The sequence below is a fragment of the Robertmurraya sp. GLU-23 genome (assembly GCF_052983275.1).
Map to the genome: position 1 here is coordinate 1 of NZ_JBRKCV010000006.1, position 17,128 is coordinate 17,128.

At 37.8% G+C, this 17,128-nt stretch carries 14 protein-coding genes and 2 rRNA genes; 12 read left to right on the forward strand and 4 right to left on the reverse strand.

The features are described from left to right. The 5 genes from ACVBAX_RS11585 to ACVBAX_RS11605 all read left to right on the forward strand — a co-directional run. Positions 1-229: ribosomal RNA gene (locus ACVBAX_RS11585) — 23S ribosomal RNA — on the forward strand; the annotation flags it as partial. 190 nt (positions 230-419) lie between these two features. Beyond that, positions 420-535 (forward strand): 5S ribosomal RNA (gene rrf / locus ACVBAX_RS11590). 123 nt (positions 536-658) lie between these two features. After that, complete coding sequence (locus ACVBAX_RS11595) at positions 659-1,510, forward strand: DNA-3-methyladenine glycosylase family protein (RefSeq protein WP_447117166.1); 852 nt, start codon at positions 659-661, stop codon at positions 1,508-1,510. Positions 1,511-1,527: 17 nt separating this feature from the next. Continuing rightward, positions 1,528-2,910 (forward strand): 23S rRNA (uracil(1939)-C(5))-methyltransferase RlmD, encoded by a 1,383-nt coding sequence (gene rlmD / locus ACVBAX_RS11600; RefSeq protein WP_447117167.1) that lies wholly within the window; start codon positions 1,528-1,530, stop codon positions 2,908-2,910. Between the two features lie 210 nt (positions 2,911-3,120). Further along, positions 3,121-3,615 (forward strand): DUF1456 family protein, encoded by a 495-nt coding sequence (locus tag ACVBAX_RS11605; protein WP_447117168.1) that lies wholly within the window; start codon positions 3,121-3,123, stop codon positions 3,613-3,615. A gap of 112 nt (positions 3,616-3,727) precedes the next feature. On the opposite strand, the gene ACVBAX_RS11610 is transcribed toward ACVBAX_RS11605, so the two are convergent. After that, positions 3,728-5,281 (reverse strand): ABC-F family ATP-binding cassette domain-containing protein, encoded by a 1,554-nt coding sequence (locus ACVBAX_RS11610; RefSeq protein ID WP_119706760.1) that lies wholly within the window; start codon positions 5,279-5,281, stop codon positions 3,728-3,730. 522 nt (positions 5,282-5,803) lie between these two features. Here ACVBAX_RS11610 and ACVBAX_RS11615 point away from each other — a divergent pair. Then, positions 5,804-6,133, forward strand: coding sequence for a hypothetical protein (locus tag ACVBAX_RS11615; protein WP_447117170.1), 330 nt, complete (start codon positions 5,804-5,806; stop codon positions 6,131-6,133). Between the two features lie 238 nt (positions 6,134-6,371). Then, complete coding sequence (locus ACVBAX_RS11620) at positions 6,372-7,298, forward strand: DMT family transporter (protein ID WP_447117171.1); 927 nt, start codon at positions 6,372-6,374, stop codon at positions 7,296-7,298. A 225-nt stretch (positions 7,299-7,523) separates the two neighbouring features. Here ACVBAX_RS11620 and ACVBAX_RS11625 read toward each other — a convergent pair whose 3' ends face one another. Next, positions 7,524-8,324 carry an ABC transporter ATP-binding protein gene (locus ACVBAX_RS11625; RefSeq protein WP_430777151.1) on the reverse strand — a complete coding sequence of 267 codons (801 nt, stop codon included), beginning with the start codon at positions 8,322-8,324 and terminating at the stop codon, positions 7,524-7,526. Between the two features lie 167 nt (positions 8,325-8,491). Beyond that, positions 8,492-9,454 (reverse strand): iron-hydroxamate ABC transporter substrate-binding protein, encoded by a 963-nt coding sequence (locus ACVBAX_RS11630; protein WP_447117172.1) that lies wholly within the window; start codon positions 9,452-9,454, stop codon positions 8,492-8,494. A gap of 124 nt (positions 9,455-9,578) precedes the next feature. Between ACVBAX_RS11630 and ACVBAX_RS11635 the strand changes: the two genes are divergently transcribed. The 5 genes from ACVBAX_RS11635 (at position 9,579) to ACVBAX_RS11655 (ending at position 15,972) form a co-directional block, all read left to right on the forward strand. Further along, on the forward strand, positions 9,579-10,592 hold the full coding sequence (locus tag ACVBAX_RS11635) for a FecCD family ABC transporter permease (RefSeq protein ID WP_447117173.1): 1,014 nt from the start codon (positions 9,579-9,581) through the stop codon (positions 10,590-10,592). Beyond that, a complete protein-coding gene (locus ACVBAX_RS11640) occupies positions 10,592-11,614 on the forward strand; it encodes a FecCD family ABC transporter permease (RefSeq protein WP_447117357.1) in 1,023 nt (340 codons plus the stop codon). Before ACVBAX_RS11635 ends, ACVBAX_RS11640 begins: the two co-directional genes overlap by 1 nt. 18 nt (positions 11,615-11,632) lie before the next feature. Then, positions 11,633-13,018, forward strand: a complete 1,386-nt coding sequence (locus ACVBAX_RS11645) for a M14 family zinc carboxypeptidase (RefSeq protein ID WP_447117174.1) — start codon at positions 11,633-11,635, stop codon at positions 13,016-13,018. Positions 13,019-13,211: 193 nt separating this feature from the next. Then, the gene (locus tag ACVBAX_RS11650; protein WP_447117175.1) at positions 13,212-13,898 is read left to right on the forward strand and encodes a response regulator transcription factor; all 687 of its coding nucleotides are present in this window, start codon (positions 13,212-13,214) and stop codon (positions 13,896-13,898) included. After that, positions 13,873-15,972: a histidine kinase dimerization/phospho-acceptor domain-containing protein gene (locus tag ACVBAX_RS11655; RefSeq protein ID WP_447117176.1), complete on the forward strand. Its 2,100-nt coding sequence runs from the start codon at positions 13,873-13,875 to the stop codon at positions 15,970-15,972. The genes ACVBAX_RS11650 and ACVBAX_RS11655 overlap by 26 nt, the downstream gene beginning before the upstream one ends. A 43-nt stretch (positions 15,973-16,015) precedes the next feature. Here ACVBAX_RS11655 and ACVBAX_RS11660 read toward each other — a convergent pair whose 3' ends face one another. After that, positions 16,016-16,945, reverse strand: a complete 930-nt coding sequence (locus tag ACVBAX_RS11660) for an iron-hydroxamate ABC transporter substrate-binding protein (protein ID WP_447117177.1) — start codon at positions 16,943-16,945, stop codon at positions 16,016-16,018. Positions 16,946-17,128 lie beyond the last annotated feature (183 nt).

The window sequence follows — 17,128 nt, forward strand, 5'->3', positions numbered from 1 at the left end:
ATGGACGCACCGCTGGTGTACCAGTTGTCTTGCCAAAGGCATCGCTGGGTAGCTATGTGCGGAAGGGATAAGTGCTGAAAGCATCTAAGCATGAAGCCCCCCTCAAGATGAGATTTCCCATAGCGCAAGCTAGTAAAACCCCTGAAAGATGATCAGGTTGATAGGTCAGAGGTGGAAGCACGGTGACGTGTGGAGCTGACTGATACTAATCGGTTGAGGACTTAACCAAAGATGCGTAGGCGGCTTGGTTAGTCCCGACAGGCATAAGACGAAGACTGTAAGAGGTCCTGACCTCTGGAAGGCTTTGGCTTATGACCCCGAGGGACTAGCCGCCGGAGCTCGTTTATGCAAAATGATACTCATTCTTCTGACTTTGACTCTTTATCTAGTTTTGAAGGAACAACCTTCAAAATTAAAAGTCTGGTGGCGATAGCGAAAAGGTCACACCCGTTCCCATACCGAACACGGAAGTTAAGCTTTTCAGCGCCAATGGTAGTTGAGGGTTTCCCTCTGTGAGAGTAGGACGTCGCCAGGCACACATAAAGAGAGTAGTCATGTGACTACTCTCTTTGTTTATGACATGACTACCCTTAGGTTTTTTCTATATTACATATAAAGATGCTATACTTACAGAAAAAACAAGGGAACGGGACAAACTATGGAGAGAATAAGCATTAAAGGACCTTACAACTTTGATCAAGTCCTATCCAGACTTGCATTAGATCCATTAAATCAAATCGATCTACAGGAACGCTCGGTTAAAGTACCCCTCATCGTCGACCGAGATAAGCAAGTTGTAAAGGTAATAGGAACGGGAACTACTAAAGAGCCTTCATTTGAATTGAGTGGTAAAACAAATAGGGCGATTACCGCTCGTTTACGGGAAATCTTCCAATGGGATCAACCTTTAGATGATATTCACACCCATTTTTGTCAGACAGATTTAGCCCCGATTTTTAAAGAGCATGTGGGAACTCCTCTGGTTTTAGACTTTGATCCTTACAACTGCTTACTAAAATGCATCGTTCATCAGCAACTCAACCTGAAGTTTGCCCACACATTAACTCAGCGATTTGTTACAACCTTTGGCACAGAAAAAGACGGAGCTTACTTTTACCCAGATCCAGAAATATTGGCTAGTGTAAAAATTGAGGAGCTACGTGAGCTTCAATTCAGTGGCCGTAAAGCGGAGTATGCGATTGGTGTGGCACAAGCGATTGTAGAGGGCAAATTAGAGCTTCATAAGTTGCATGAAAAGTCAGATGATGAGATTATGGAAGAGCTCGTCAAATTAAAGGGCATTGGTCCATGGACCGTACAAAACTTCCTCATGTTTGGACTGGGTCGACCAAATCTCTTCCCAATTGCTGATATCGGTTTACAAAATGCACTCAAAAAGCTATACAATATGGACCGTAAGCCGACGAAGGAAGAGATGGAAAGCTACAAGCCAAGCTGGGAGCCATACGCAAGCTACGCTTCTCTTTACTTGTGGAGAAGTATCGAATAATAGATGGAGTGAACAAAATGAAACAGGAGCAATCTGTAAGAATAACTGAAAAACAAACCTTTCCACTGACAATTAAGAGACTCGGTATCAATGGGGAAGGAGTAGGCTACTTTAAAAAGCAAGTCGTCTTCGTACCAGGTGCTCTCCCAGGTGAAGAAGTAGTTGTAGAAGCAACAAAAGTTCAACCGAAGTTTGCTGAAGCGCGGATCAAAAAAATCCGAAAAAAATCAGAACATCGCGTTGCACCACCATGTCCTGTATACGAGGAATGTGGAGGCTGTCAGCTCCAGCATCTCGACTATCGTCAACAGCTTGTGGAAAAAAAGGACATTGTGAAGCAATCACTTGAGCGTCATACAAAGCTAAATGTAGAAAAGTTAGATATCCGTGACACACTTGGCATGGAGAACCCTTGGAACTACCGAAACAAAAGCCAGTTCCAGGTGGGGCAGCGTGACGGTAAATTACTAGCCGGATTATATGGAATCAACTCACACAAGCTTGTTGATATTCAACATTGTGCGGTACAGCATTCCGCTACAAACAAGGCAACATCAACCGTGAAAAAGATTTTACAAGACCTTAAAGTGTCTGTATATAATGAGAAAACACGCAAAGGTATCGTACGTACCATTGTTGCTCGAATTGGTGTGAAAACTGAGGAGCTTCAGATCGTATTAATCACAAGCCAACGTGAGCTTCCTTACAAGGACGAAATCGTTGCTCGCATCAAGCAAGCTCTGCCAGAAGTAACATCCATTGTGCAAAACGTAAACGGTCAAAAAACATCCCTTATCTTTGGTGATGAAACTAGACTATTAGAGGGAAGAGAATTCATCCAAGAAACTCTAGGAGAACTCGAATTTGAGCTATCAGCAAGAACGTTCTTCCAGCTAAATCCAGAGCAAACCGTGAACCTTTACAATGAGGTAAAAGAAGCAGCCGGACTAACAGGTGTGGAAAAAGTTGTGGATGCTTACTGTGGAGTCGGAACAATCGGTCTATGGTTAGCAGATGGAGCAGAAGAAATCCGTGGAATGGATGTGATTGCAGATTCGATTGAAGATGCAGAAAAAAATGCCGAAAGACATGGAATCAGTCACGCTACTTATGTTGTCGGTAAAGCTGAACAAGTCCTACCAAAATGGGCCAAAGAAGGATGGAAACCAGATGTACTTGTAGTGGATCCACCAAGAACTGGCTTGGATCAACAGTTATTAAATACGATTTTAAAGGTAAAGCCAAAGAAAATTGTGTATGTTTCATGTAATCCATCCACACTTGCGAAAGATATCTCGGTGTTGGTTTCTAAATATAAGGTTGGTTATATACAACCTGTGGATATGTTCCCACAAACAAGTCACATTGAAAGTGTTACTAGTTTAATTTTAAAGGGATAAATGGCAGTTTTTTTGGATAAGTCAGACAATATCCACAATTTTATTCACATTTTGTATAAAAGCGGGATAAAAATCCTGAAAAATAAGTTATCCACAGTCTAATAAGTCTGAACCAGACGAATGGCTCCTTATTTTCAGGGGGCCATTTTATTTTTTGTAACGACAAGTGCTATAGTAGGTAAGGTAAACCATCTTCAGGGGGATAAATCAATGAATAATAACGATATATTAATCAGATTAAGATACGCTTTAGATATTAAAAATGTAGACATGGTAGAAATCTTTAAACTTGGTGGAGTTGAGGTAACCAAAGAGGAGGTATTAAAGATCCTCACGAAAATAAATGAAGAAGAAGAAGAGGACAATGAGAATGTGATCATCTGTGATGATCAAATGTTCGATGCCTTTTTAAACGGCTTTATTATTTTTAAAAGGGGAAAGCAAGATCCAAAACCAGGTCAACCTGAAAGACAGGCTCCATCTCTAAAGGAAAGCTCGAATAATCTGCTACTAAAAAAGCTGAAAATCGCTTTGTCATTAACAAGTGAGGATATGCTTCAAATTTTAGAAGATGCAGGTGTCCATGTAACCAAAGGAGAAATAAGTGCCTTATTAAGAAAAGTCGGTCATAAAAACTATAAGTTCTGTGGAGATCGTTATGCTCGTAATTTCTTGAAAGGGTTAGCTATTAGATATAGAGGATAGGGATCTATGTTTACGCACACCGCACACGTTGAAGGTGTTGCTAACCTAATATTGAATTAGATAGAAAAGGGTACCCCAGTAAAATTTTTCTGAGGTACCCCTTAATCTTTATTTAAAACACTTTTGTAGTCCAATCCTCACAATTCCAAATATCAGTAGCAATTTCACGATAGAAATCAGGTTCGTGTGATACCATCAAGATACTTCCGCGATAGGCCTTTAAAGCACGCTTCAATTCTTCTTTTGCATCCACATCCAAGTGATTGGTAGGTTCGTCTAGAATTAATAAATTCGTTTCTGTGTTTAGAATTTTACACAATCGAACTTTGGCTTTTTCGCCACCAGAAAGGACTTCGATTTTACTTTCAATATGTTTCGTCGTTAATCCACATTTTGCAAGAGCAGCACGGACTTCAGCCTGATTCATACTTGGGAACTCGCTCCAAATCTCTTCAATACAAGTGTTGTAGTTGGACTGTTTAACTTCCTGCTCGAAGTACCCGATGTATTGATACTCACCACGTTCCACTTTACCCTCCAGCGGATTAATCAACCCAAGAATACTTTTTAGAAGAGTAGACTTCCCAATACCGTTTGCACCAACGAATGCAATTTTTTGTCCGCGTTCCATTTTTAAATTCAGAGGGCGAGAAAGTGGTTCATTGTAACCAATAACCAGATCTTCAGTCTCGAAAATCCAACGACTAGATGAACGAGCTTCTTTGAATTTAAACTCTGGTTTCGGCTTCTCTTTCCCCAATTCAATAACTTCCATTTTGTCGAGCTTCTTTTGACGAGACATCGCCATATTACGGGTTGCAACACTTGCCTTGTTACGAGCAACGAAATCTTTCAAATCAGCAATTTCTTGTTGTTGACGCTTGTAAGCAGACTCTAGCTGTTGCTTCTTCATTTCATATATTTTTAAGAAGTTATCATAGTCACCAACATAGCGGTTCAACTCTTGGTTTTCCATGTGATAGATCAAGTTAACAACATTATTCAAGAATGGAATATCATGTGAAATTAAGATAAATGCATTCTCATATTCCTGTAAATAGCGCTTCAACCATTCGATATGCTGTTCATCCAAATAGTTCGTAGGCTCGTCTAGTAATAGGATTTCAGGTTTTTCTAGTAAAAGCTTAGCTAGCAAAACTTTCGTACGTTGACCACCGCTAAGATCATCTACATCTCGATCGAGTCCAACAGCGTCTAACCCTAGACCACGAGCCACTTCCTCAACTTTTGAATTAATTTGATAGAAATCATTACTATCTAACGTTTCTTGTAGCTCTCCAACTTCTGCAAGTAATCCATCGATATCGGCACCTTCATCACCCATTTTTGCATAAAGTTCATTGATCTCTGATTCAGCATCAAAAAGATATTGAAAAGCAGAACTCAAAGCGTCACGCATCGTAGTACCTTTTTGAAGTACAGCATGCTGATCTAAATAGCCAACACGAACTTTTCGTGACCACTCAACTTTTCCTTCGTCGGGTTGCAACTTCCCAGTAACAATATTCATGAAAGTAGACTTACCTTCACCATTTGCCCCAACTAGTCCAACATGTTCGCCTTTTAATAGTCGAAAAGACACATCATTAAAAATTGCACGATCACCGAAACCATGACTTAAATTTTGTACGTTTAATACGCTCATTTTTTTACTCCTTATCTTATGTCACATGTGGATATCTTACTAGATTTAGACTAGTTTTTCTATCTTGAATTTATTTTATTTGCAAAATGTAATTGGATTTTTGGGCTAAATTGAAATCTGCCCCTTCTTAATTAAATGAGGTTATTGAACTAAAATACTTGGACGTATAAAAATAGGTATTGTCACTTAAATTTATTCGAATTATTAATTGTTGACAAGATTGAAAGATAAAATTATTATATAGACAACCTCACATTGCCCCGCACTATTACACATTTTTTTCACCTTGTACAAAATGAAACCCTCTCAATTTTATGCCAATATTTGATGCAACCTCTTGATTGAACCTTCGCTCTATCTACGTTAACTCCCTTTTTTCTTCCAAACTGTTTCAACAAAAATTGATTGATAGAAAGACAAACTTGAAGGAGTGATAACTACTTATTATTTCATTTATTATCTTTCTAAGGCTTAGTATACCATTTTCGAGTAAATAAATTTTATTTTAAAGGAGGATAATCAGTGGGTCACGATATTCTAGGATACAATAAAGCAGGAGAAGAAATTGCTTATGCTCGTTTTAGTATGGGGAATTATAATGCTATTACACTGTATAGTTTACTTGAAGCATATAGTTATTATGCAGGAGTAAGTGGATCAGGCAAGAGCACGACCTTTTCAATAAAACAAATTGAAAAAGCTTTGTATGCTTACAAGCAACTATACAATAATGGTGATTCTCTTTCAGAGAGTGATGTCCAAACTTGGGATCAAAAGCAAATCTTGGATTTTATACTAAACTGTTTAGCAACAGTACAGAAAGAAGGCAGCGTTAGAGTTTATTTTGGCTAATGGTTTATACGGTATGGTAATCTCTTCAATTCTTCTACTTTTCCTCTACAATTACTTCCTCTTCAGGCTCCTATCACTCAATTGAATTTTCTTTTTAAAATTAAAAACTAACAGGTGATTGTTCTTATTTTTATCACAGATGTAACATAACTGATTTACAGACTATCTAACTATCTAGTAATCTTGATAGAAAAGATTGTTCATATGTAAGGACAAGGAACAGAAGGAAGGGCTAGGTTTGTCTAGAGGATTATTGTACAGCTCACTATTTCTATTAATGGTGATATGGGGGTTCAATGTATCGGCAATAAAAATTTTAGTGACGTATTTTCCACCAGTTTTTATTCAAGGTGTTCGTGTGTTTTTGGCGGGGTTGGTGGTAATAGTTGTCCTTATTTTATCCAAGAGGTTTGAGAAGATATCTCGAAAAAATATACTTGGAATCTTCGTTGCTGCCTTATTTGGAGTGTTTGGTCATCATCTTTTCTTAGCACTTGGATTAACTCTAACGACCGGTTCAAATACGGGTCTTATTCTAGGTTTGGTCCCACTTTTCACTTCCATTTTTGCCATGATTTTTCTAAAAGAGGTCTTAACAGTGGCCAAGACTCTCGGTATCTTAGCGGCTCTAAGTGGTGTTTATTTTATTATTTTAAAAGGAAATGGACCTGTTTCTGGGTTTTCATTAGGTGATCTATATATCTTTGGAGCGGTAATCACGCAAGCGATTAGTTTTATTTTGATAAAAAAATTAACTACGAATTTTGATTCCCGGCAAATGACAGGAATCATGCTGATCTTTGGGTCTTTAATGATGTTCGGATTTAGTTTCTGGATAGAACCAGTTGAGGCAAGCCAATTCCAACAGCCAGTGTATGTTTGGTTGGTTTTATTAGCTTCAGCTGTTTTTGCCACAGGACTTGGCCACATGCTATATAATTATGCGATCCAACAATTAGGTGCAGGCTCTACAGCTATTTTTATCAATCTTACCCCGTTCTTCTCATTGCTTGGCTCAGCTCTGTTCCTAGGAGAAAAGATTGTGCTAGAGCAGTTAATTGGTTTTGTTCTAATCGTATTTGGAGTTATTTTAGGCACGGGGATGCTAGAAGGTTCTTTTCGCAGTCTGAAACGTCGTAATTTCTCGAGGTCATTGGAAAGATGATTTCTAAGAATATAAATTGCCGTATCTATAAAAATAGTTCACTCATGAGAAGCTGTTAAAATAAATATCAGCTTCTTTTTCTCGCCCTTTTCAAAATGGGTGTTTTCAAAACCAGGTCCCTCACTTTATTCACCATTAATCTTATATATTTTTTGACTAATGGAGACAAAATAAAAAGCCAACCCAATTAACTTGAGTCGGCTTCAATATGTTATTCATTCTATCCTAATTCGACAAAACCGACCGCCCTTTTCCGTGTGGGACACAAACCGGAGTACCAAAAATAGGATCGCAAGATATGCTGCAATTCATTTGGAACACTTCGCTGACCAATTGGCACGTAATGATGTCCTCAGGTTTTCCTTGGGCATATACTTTTTTGTCTTTTACGGCAACGATATGATGGGCATAACGACTAGCAAGGTTTAAATCGTGTAAAACCATGACTATGGTATGGCCTTTTTGCTCGTTTAGGTCAAATAATAGATCAAGGATTTCGATCTGGTGTGTCATATCTAAATAGGTTGTAGGTTCATCTAATAAGATGATATCTGTTTCCTGTGCTAAGGTTAAAGAGATCCATGCTCGTTGGCGTTGACCACCTGACAAAGAATCAACGGCGCGGTCTTTTAAGTGAAGCATGTTGGTTGCTTCAAGCGCACGTTGAACCGCGTCTTCGTCTTCTTTAGACCATTGCTTGATAAGGGAACGGTATGGGTGTCTGCCTTGTTTGACTAGTTCATATACAGTTAAGCCTTCAGGTGAAACAGGGCTTTGTGGTAGTATTGCTAGCTTTTTTGCAATCTCTTTTGTTTTCATTTTGGAGATTTCTTCACCGTTAAGCAGGATATTGCCACTCTTAGGCTTTAGTAACCGAGCTAAAGACCGAAGAAGGGTGGACTTCCCACAACCATTGCCTCCAATAAAAACAGTGATTTCCCCTTTAGGAATTGTGATATCTAAATTATCAATGATGATAGTGTCCCCATAACCTAGTGTTAAATTCTTTGCGGATAATGAGTGCATTGATATCTCTCCCCTAAAGTAAAACGTAAAATGTTACTTTCATTTTATTTGGTTTCCACTACGCAGTCAATGATAACTGTTATCAGTCGGAAAATAGACACAATTCATATCCAAATATTTGTAAAAAAATGCTGTTCTCATGAGGAGACAGCATTTTTGAGAACAGGTTATTTTGCTAACGCACTTAAAATATCTTCAATGGTTTGTTGAGATGCAAGCAATCCTTTGTTTGTCCAATTACTTGGATCATTGATGATATGGATGTTTCCATTTTTAGCAGCAGGTGTACTTTGCCATACTGAGCTATTTTCCAATGTCTCGATTCCTTGTTCTCCTTCAAGAGCTAATAAAAAGACATGGTCGGCATCGAGTTCAGACAGCTTTTCAACGGAGATTGGATTCCAAGATGCAGCATCTGCTGGCCCTAGTTCCTGAATCAATGTTGGTTGCTTGATTCCTAACTCCGAGTAAAGAACCTCTGCGCTATGACGGTTTTGTTCGAATAGGAAGAATTGATTTCCAGCTGCCCAGATAACAGCTACTGTTTCTTCACCGATCGCTTCTGATAATTGATCACGAGCAGATGAAACGGTGTCTTCGTACTCACTTAAAACTTTTTTCGCTTCCTCTTCTTTGCCGAGGATATCCCCGAAGGTTTCAAGTTGCTTTCTCCAATCTTTAACCGTTTCTTCTGTCATTAAATATGTTGGAGCAATTTTGTTATAATCTTCATAAGTACCTTCATAGCTTTCCATATTATTTTCTAAAATAATCAATTCTGGTGCATGATTCAGTACTTGTTCAACTGGAAGATTCCATTCTATTGTAGGGACATCTTTTAAGTCAGACTCTAAATATTCTTGAACAGATTGTCCAATAGCCCACTTAGCAACAGGAGTAACACCTAGAGCAAGTAGAGCATCTTCATGATAAGGAGCAAGGATTTTTTCAGCATTCGCTGGGATGGTTACTTCACCCATGGCAGAATCTAATGTGATCTCGGAATTGTTTGTTTCAGGTTCTGTCTCAGAGTCAGAAGTGGAATTATCATTTCCACAAGCTGACATAATAAATAATAAACCAACCATCATAATAGTAAAAATACGACGAAATTTCATATTAGTTTTCAAAATCAAATTCTCCTTTATGGTATAATTTCTTCGTTAATGATAATCACTTTCAATTACTGAGTCAATTCGATAGTGTGTTTTTTTTTGACAATTTAAAGAATTTAGCAGAAAACAGGGGAGATCCATGCGCGAATTTATTCATCATTCGAACACATCCAAACTTATCATCAATATTATAACCATCCTTTTATTAATTGTTTCAATTGGCTTATCGGTTTCATACGGGTCAACCAATATTGCGCTTGAAACGGTATGGCAGGCAGTATTTCATTTCAATCCAGAAATAACCACTCATCAGGTGATTCAAGAATTACGTTTGCCTCGTGCTTTTTCAGCGGCATTAGTAGGTGCTTTTCTAGCTGTTTCCGGGGCGATCATGCAAGGAATGACACGAAATCCATTGGCATCCCCTTCGATTATGGGGGTTACGGATGGAGCGGCTTTTGCCCTTGTCCTGTTGCTAGCATTTTTCCCTACCGTTTCGACAATGGGGTTAATCAGTTCGTCCTTTATTGGTGCTGGTTTAGCTGTAGGACTTGTTTTTATGGTTGGGTCCTTTTCACCTAGTGGATTAACGCCTGTAAAACTTGCCTTAGCAGGTGTAGCAATCGGCACGATGTTACGTTCCATCTCTTCGATTCTTTCCTTACATTTTAATTTGGAAAAACAAATGGGATTTTGGCTTGCTGGTGGACTAGATGGGACAAGTTGGGCCTCCGTCACCATTTTGTTCATTTCAGGTGCCATCGGTTTATTTATAGCTATATCGATCTCTAAATCGATTACCGTGCTTAGCTTAGGAGAAGACATGGCAACAGGTTTAGGACAAAATAATATGATGATCAAATTATTTGGAATAGTGTCCATTCTCATCCTTACAGGTGCAGCCGTATCTGTAGCTGGAGCAGTTGGGTTTGTCGGACTTATTGTTCCTCATATTACGAGATTCATTATTGGAACGGATTACAGGTGGATTATTCCATCATCTATTCTTTTTGGGGCGTTGTTACTTGTATTAGCAGATGTGGTCTCAAGACTAGTGAATGCTCCTTTTGAAACACCAGTGGGAGCCATTACCTCAATTATTGGAGTTCCCTTCTTCCTATATTTAGCACGAGGTAGTGGAGGTGGAAAATGATGAATGCGTTTGAAGCAAAAAAGAAGAAAAAGCTGATTGGTATCATTGTTCTATTAATCATAACGATTCTACTCATGTTTTTTGTTAGTTTAAGCACAGGGGTCATTCAAATTGCCCCAGCAGATGTTATAAAAACATTATTTCATAATGGTACGGCTCGGCAGGAGCTTGTTCTGTTTGATTTTCGATTACCAGGCATTTTGTTAGCTTTATTAATTGGAGCAGGATTAGCTATTTCTGGTGTCATCTTACAGGGAATTACTCAAAATGAACTGGCTGATCCTGGAATTTTAGGGATTAACACAGGAGCAGGTCTTGCCGTCGTTTTATTTATTTACTTTTTCAAGGGGCAACTCGATGTGAGCAGCTCTTTCACTATTTTTATTATGCCGGTTGCTGCATTAATTGGTGCAATTGTCGCTGCACTGATCATCTATGCACTTGCATGGAAAAGAGGTGTCAATCCGATTCGGCTTGTCTTAGTCGGGATTGGTGTAAATGCAGGTTTTGCCGCTTTTCTGACCATTTTTCAATTGAAAATGGATCCCCAAGATTTCAGGCAAGCGACGGTTTGGCTGACAGGCGATATATGGAATGCTAGCTGGCATTTTGTGTTTGCTTTACTCCCTTGGATTTTACTATTAATTCCTATCGCTCTTCAGAAAGCTCACTCCTTAAATGTATTAAATTTAGGAGATGACGTAGCCTCTGGATTAGGAACAAATGTAGAGTCTGAGAGGCGGCTATTATTACTTATTGCCGTTGCGCTTGCCGGTGCTTCCGTTGCAGCCGGTGGAGGAATTGCCTTTTTAGGATTGGTTGTTCCGCATATTGCTAGAAAAATCATGGGTCCATTACATCAATATATCATTCCCGTCTCAGCGCTTATAGGGGCGTTACTGTTAATGGTGTCTGATACGATAGGAAAGAATCTGTTAGCACCAACAGAAATTCCTGTTGGTATTATCGTTTCATTACTGAGTGCACCTTATTTTGTTTATTTATTAATCAAGACCAAATAAAGATGTTGAGAGGTAACTATGAATTTACAATCTGTTGTTGATCATGTACCGGATTACAAAGCTTTTCTGACTGTAGATGAAATGGATGAGAGCTGTCGGAAGCTTGCTCGTGAGTTTCCAGGCATCGTTACCGTTTTTGAAGCAGGAAAATCAAGAAAAGGGCATCCCATTTTATGTATGAAAATTGGAGATGGACCAAAGAATGCTTTGTGCTTTGCTTGTCCACACCCGAATGAACCGATTGGAGCGATGACACTAGAATATTTTTCTCGGGCATTAGCTGAGAATAATGAATTACGAGAAGGGTTAGGGTTTACGTGGTACATGATTAAATGTATTGATCCTGATGGTGTTCGTCTAAATGAAAATTGGTTTAAAGGACCGTTTACAGTATATAATTATACGAAAAATTATTACCGGCCGATCGGGTATGAACAGGTGGAATGGACCTTTCCTATTGACTATAAAGAACTGCATTTTCATAACCCACTTCCAGAAACAAAAACGTTAATGAAGTTAATAGAAGAAACCCAACCAGAGTTTATGTACTCTTTACATAATGCAGGTTTTGGGGGTGCTTATTGGTACATCACCCATGACTATCCAGAGCTATATGAAGGGTTGCGTAATTCAAGTATAAAACAAGGCATTCCCTTAAATTTAGGTGAGCCGGAGGAACCGTTCATCACGAAGTTTTCTCCTGCGATATTTAAAAATATGACCATTGGTGAGGCGTATGATTTCATAGAGAAATATACTGGAGAGAAGCCGAATATTAAAAATGGTACGTCAAGTTCAGACTTTGCTGGGAGCGTAAACGCGGATTGTGTCACACTTCTGACGGAGCTGCCTTATTTCTTTGATTCTCGGATCGAGGATATGAGCGAAAGTGAAATGACAAGAAAAGAAGCCATCTTAAAGAGTGTGGAAGTATCTCAAGCTCATTTTGCTCGCTTAGATCAACTACTGCAGGATATTCGCCCCTATATACAACAGGAAAATCCTTTTGTAAAGCTTGTGGAGGAAGTCATTCATTATGTTCGAGAAGGCAGTGAAGCCAAAATTAAATGGGCCGAAAGCAATCCAGAGTTTGAAAAATGGGCGAAAATGGCGGAGGTTTTTGATAATCTTTATGCGTCAAAATTTTATAATGGTTTGTATTTAGGATTAACGGTCCGAACATGTGAATATGAACTAGAACGACTCCAACTACTTGAACACAGGGATGAACAAGCTCTTTATAAGCTGAAGGAAGCGTTTAATAGAGGTGAGAAGTTACTAGAAGATTATTGTAACGTGTTAGAAAATGAACTTAATTACACATTTATCCCGATTCAAAAACTGGTGCGTATTCAAGTAGAGAGCGGATTAATAGTAGCAAATTACATCCGAGAAAACCGATAATATACCTGCTCTATCTACCAATCAAATAAACCTAAATTCAAAAGTCAACTTCATAGTTGGCTTTTTTTAAACACTAAGAAAATCTTAAGGTTTGCATTAGGTGTTTATTAATATTTTGAGGGTATGCTTAGTCTAGAAGAAAAACACATAGGGGGTATAATATGTTTGAACTTATAAATTGGAGTGAAGGCTCATGAACATATTGGTTTGTGATGATGACCAATCGATTGTAGATGCAATCGGAATCTATTTGGAAAATGAAGGCTATCTAGTCTATAAAGCATTTAATGGTGTAGAAGCGATAGAAATGATTGAGAATCATGATATCCATCTGATTATCATAGATATTATGATGCCTAAGATGGATGGAATTACAGCTACCGTAAAGATTAGAGAAGAAAATAAAATACCATTGATCATGCTTTCAGCAAAATCGGAAGACTACGACAAGATATTAGGATTAAATATTGGAGCGGATGATTACATAACCAAGCCTTTTAATCCTCTGGAGTTAATCGCTAGGGTGAAATCGCAGTTGAGGAGATATACAACCCTTGGAAGCCTTGAAACAAGGAGTAATCTCTATCAAACAGGTGGTCTGATGATTGATGATGAAAGGAAATTGATCACTGTCGATGGAGAAGAGGTACATCTTACACCTGTGCAATACAAAATTTTAAAACTTCTAACGGCTAATGCTGGAAGGGTTTTTTCCATAGAGGAAATCTATGAGAAGGTATGGAATGAAACAGCTTTTAGTCCAGAAAATACAGTAACCGTTCATATAAGAAAAATTAGAGAGAAAATCGAGATCAACACCAAAGAGCCAAAATATTTAAAGGTGGTGTGGGGAGTTGGATATAAAGTTGAGAAAATTTAGCCACTTAAACATAACGAAAATAGTAGTCTTTATCATCGTATTAATCTGTTTTACCGGGGTGATCAAGAACATTTCGGTTGTGGAAATTGAAAATAGTAGTAATTTCAGCGTTGTTTTTGAAGAGAACTATTTTCACAGCTTATCCTATGTGCAGGAAAGTGAAGAGATAATCAGTAAACTATCAATCCTAATAGAAGAATATAAGAGTGAGGAACATATCCAGAAAGGTGGGACGATCACTGAGGAGGAAATAAGGAGTGAAGAAGAAAGATTATATTCAGATTTTCAAGCGTATTCCAGAAGCTACAATCCTGAACAAAGTGAAGAAGCTAACTATGCAAGGTTTAAGGAGGACTATGCCGATCAAATCACCGAGGCAAAGACTGAACTGATACAGAATGACTTAAGAGATTATCATTACATCCTACAAAGATTAGAAGAGTTAGATGGTCCCTTGTATTATGCTAGTGATAGTGTAAATGTATACTCAAACACCACGTTAAAGGAAAAACAACAGTTTCAAGCGCATCCATCCTATATGATTTTTGAAGGATATAAACAAGAGATATATCCAAAAGAAGTGACAAACAACGAACATCTATATCGGATTACAGAAAGTATTCAACAACAGGATCCAGAAGGTCAGGTTATTTATGTATCTTTTGATGACGATTTTTTAGATCTTAAGATAACAAAATGGGAAGAAAACAAAGAGATTGTCCAAAAAAGCCTATTTGGCTTACTAGCCTTTTTACTAGGATTTATCGTGTTCTTTTCTTATTTAGTATTTGTGATTGGCAGAAAAAAGTTTGAAACTCATGAGGTACACTTACATGCATTGGATAAACTATATACGGATGTTAATCTAGTTGTATTAATGCTTCTCTCAGGGCTATGGTTTACTCTGATCGAAGAAATCAACGTAACCAACATCGATGTTATGATCATTCCGTTAACACTTTCCTTTGGAGCAGTTGGATTTGTCCTCTTTTTATCATTAGTTAAGCATATTAAAAATAAAACCATATTTAAGCATAGCCTAATCTATACGATATTTTATAAGCTTTATACATTCTTAGGAAATGTCTACGCAAGTGGAAGTGTTGGTATCAAAACGGTATTGCTTGTGATTGGGTATCCTTTATTGGTTGCGGCAACGTTTTTCATGTTTCCTGTAACCTTGGGGGTTGCAGCTTGGTTTGCCTTAAAGAAGGTTAAGTCATTTAAAGCAATAAAGGATGGGGTAGAAAGAATAAAGAATGGAGATATACAGCATTCAATCACAGTTGAGGGAAAAGGCGAGTTTGCCAAGCTAGCTGGTCATATTAATAGCCTCACCGATGGGTTGAAAAAAGCGTTTGATAGTGAACTAAAGAGTGAAAGATTAAAAACAGAGCTCATTACCAATGTATCTCATGATATACGAACCCCTTTGACTTCGATTATTACGTATGTAGATTTGTTGAAACAGGAAAAAGATTTATCAAAGATAGAAGAATATGCGGAAGTATTAGATCAAAAATCGAAAAGACTAAAAATATTAACCAATGATTTATTCGAGGCAGCAAAGGCGTCTAGCGGGAACATCCCTGTACATTTTGAACAAATAGATATTGTATCATTAATAACCCAGGGGTTAGGAGAAGTGAATTCGAAAATCGAAGCCATGGAATTAGAGATTAAGTTAAACTATCCAGATAATAAAGTATATATCAAAGCAGATGGAAAACTTTTATGGAGATCCCTAGAAAACTTATTATCCAATATCTTTAAATATGCACTGAGAGGATCAAGAGTGTATATAGATATTGAGGACTTAGGGAAAGAAATACTTATCACCTTCAAAAATATATCAGCATACGAGTTAAATATATCAGCAGATGAATTGATGGAACGTTTTACAAGAGGTGACGAATCCCGATCTAGTCAAGGCAGTGGCTTAGGGCTGTCGATTGCAAAAAGCTTAATTGAAATCCAAAAGGGAAGATTTGATATTCAAGTGGATGGAGATTTGTTTAAGTCAACCATTTATATCCTAAAGACATCTCCTGAGCCTAAGGGGAAACCTTCTTAGATAACAAAGCATCCCGTTACATAAGGGATGCTTTGTTTTTTCATTAATTTCCTAAGAAAGATGTTTTAATAAACTCTAACTGCTTTTCAAGTGTAACCGGGTCACTAAAGGACGCACCTTCACCAGGCATTTCAAACACTTGGTTGTTTTTTACCGCTGGAATATTTTTGTAGGTTTCTGTTTCTTGGAAAGAAGTGTCTGCATCTGAGTACTTACTTAGAATCACATAATCGCCTGCGTATTCATGAATCACTTCAGTAGATAAGGCATAGTATCCAGAATCAAGAGCAACTTCTTTTACCTTTTCAGGCATTTTTAGTTTCATACCTTGGTATATGATTTCTGTGCCACGTGCCCAGTTTTCACCAAATACATAAAGGTCTTTGCCATAGCTTTCCATAACAGATACGGTTGCGTCTTCACCAATCTTAGCACGAATTTCTTCACCTGCAGCCTCTACACGCTTGGTAAAGTCATCAACCCAGCTTTGAGCTTCTTTTTCTTTATTTAATAGTTTCCCAATTTCGATATGTTGCGTTAAATAATCAACTTTCCCCCAAGTGTAGGTTACAGTTGGAGCAATTTCTTTTAATTTATCGAGGTTTTTGATATTAGATAGTCCAATAATTAGATCGGGCTCTAATTCAATAATTTTTTCTAAATTTTCATCTGAAACTTCTTCCACATCTTTTAGTTCTTCTGCGAAGGTTGGATTATTTTTCGACCATACATCAACGCCAACAACATTCACTCCTAAATCTAATACATTTCCTGTAAAACCAGAAAGAAGGATCACTCTTTGTGGATCAGCAGGTACTTCAACCGGGCCTGTTTCAGACTCGTATGTAATCGTTGTAGGTGTTTCTTCTTCTTTCGGTGTTTCTGAACTGTTATCAGTTTCTTCTGTTTGGTTTCCGCAAGCACTGATAACAAGAACAAGCAAAAGCAAAAATGGAACAAAAAGTTTTTTCATGAGGGGGTTCTCCTTTAATAATGTATTTCGTTACTGGAATTTTATTGATAATGATTATCAATATCGTTTATGCTTTTAATATAAATCTAGTTATGTAGAATGTCAATGAAAATTTCAATAAAAAAAGTAGAGAATAGGAAATAGGTATTGCTTCTTACGTTGGAGGAAATTGGAACATTTGTA

Bases quoted from the DNA above. Each gene is read 5' to 3' on its own strand.
- ACVBAX_RS11595 (WP_447117166.1), top strand. From the start codon at position 659: ATGGAGAGAATAAGCATTAAAGGACCTTACAACTTTGATCAAGTCCTA.
- rlmD (WP_447117167.1), top strand. From the start codon at position 1,528: ATGAAACAGGAGCAATCTGTAAGAATAACTGAAAAACAAACCTTTCCA.
- ACVBAX_RS11605 (WP_447117168.1), top strand. From the start codon at position 3,121: ATGAATAATAACGATATATTAATCAGATTAAGATACGCTTTAGATATT.
- ACVBAX_RS11610 (WP_119706760.1), bottom strand. From the start codon at position 5,281: ATGAGCGTATTAAACGTACAAAATTTAAGTCATGGTTTCGGTGATCGT.
- ACVBAX_RS11625 (WP_430777151.1), bottom strand. From the start codon at position 8,324: ATGCACTCATTATCCGCAAAGAATTTAACACTAGGTTATGGGGACACT.
- ACVBAX_RS11635 (WP_447117173.1), top strand. From the start codon at position 9,579: ATGCGCGAATTTATTCATCATTCGAACACATCCAAACTTATCATCAAT.
- ACVBAX_RS11640 (WP_447117357.1), top strand. From the start codon at position 10,592: ATGAATGCGTTTGAAGCAAAAAAGAAGAAAAAGCTGATTGGTATCATT.
- ACVBAX_RS11645 (WP_447117174.1), top strand. From the start codon at position 11,633: ATGAATTTACAATCTGTTGTTGATCATGTACCGGATTACAAAGCTTTT.
- ACVBAX_RS11650 (WP_447117175.1), top strand. From the start codon at position 13,212: ATGAACATATTGGTTTGTGATGATGACCAATCGATTGTAGATGCAATC.
- ACVBAX_RS11660 (WP_447117177.1), bottom strand. From the start codon at position 16,945: ATGAAAAAACTTTTTGTTCCATTTTTGCTTTTGCTTGTTCTTGTTATC.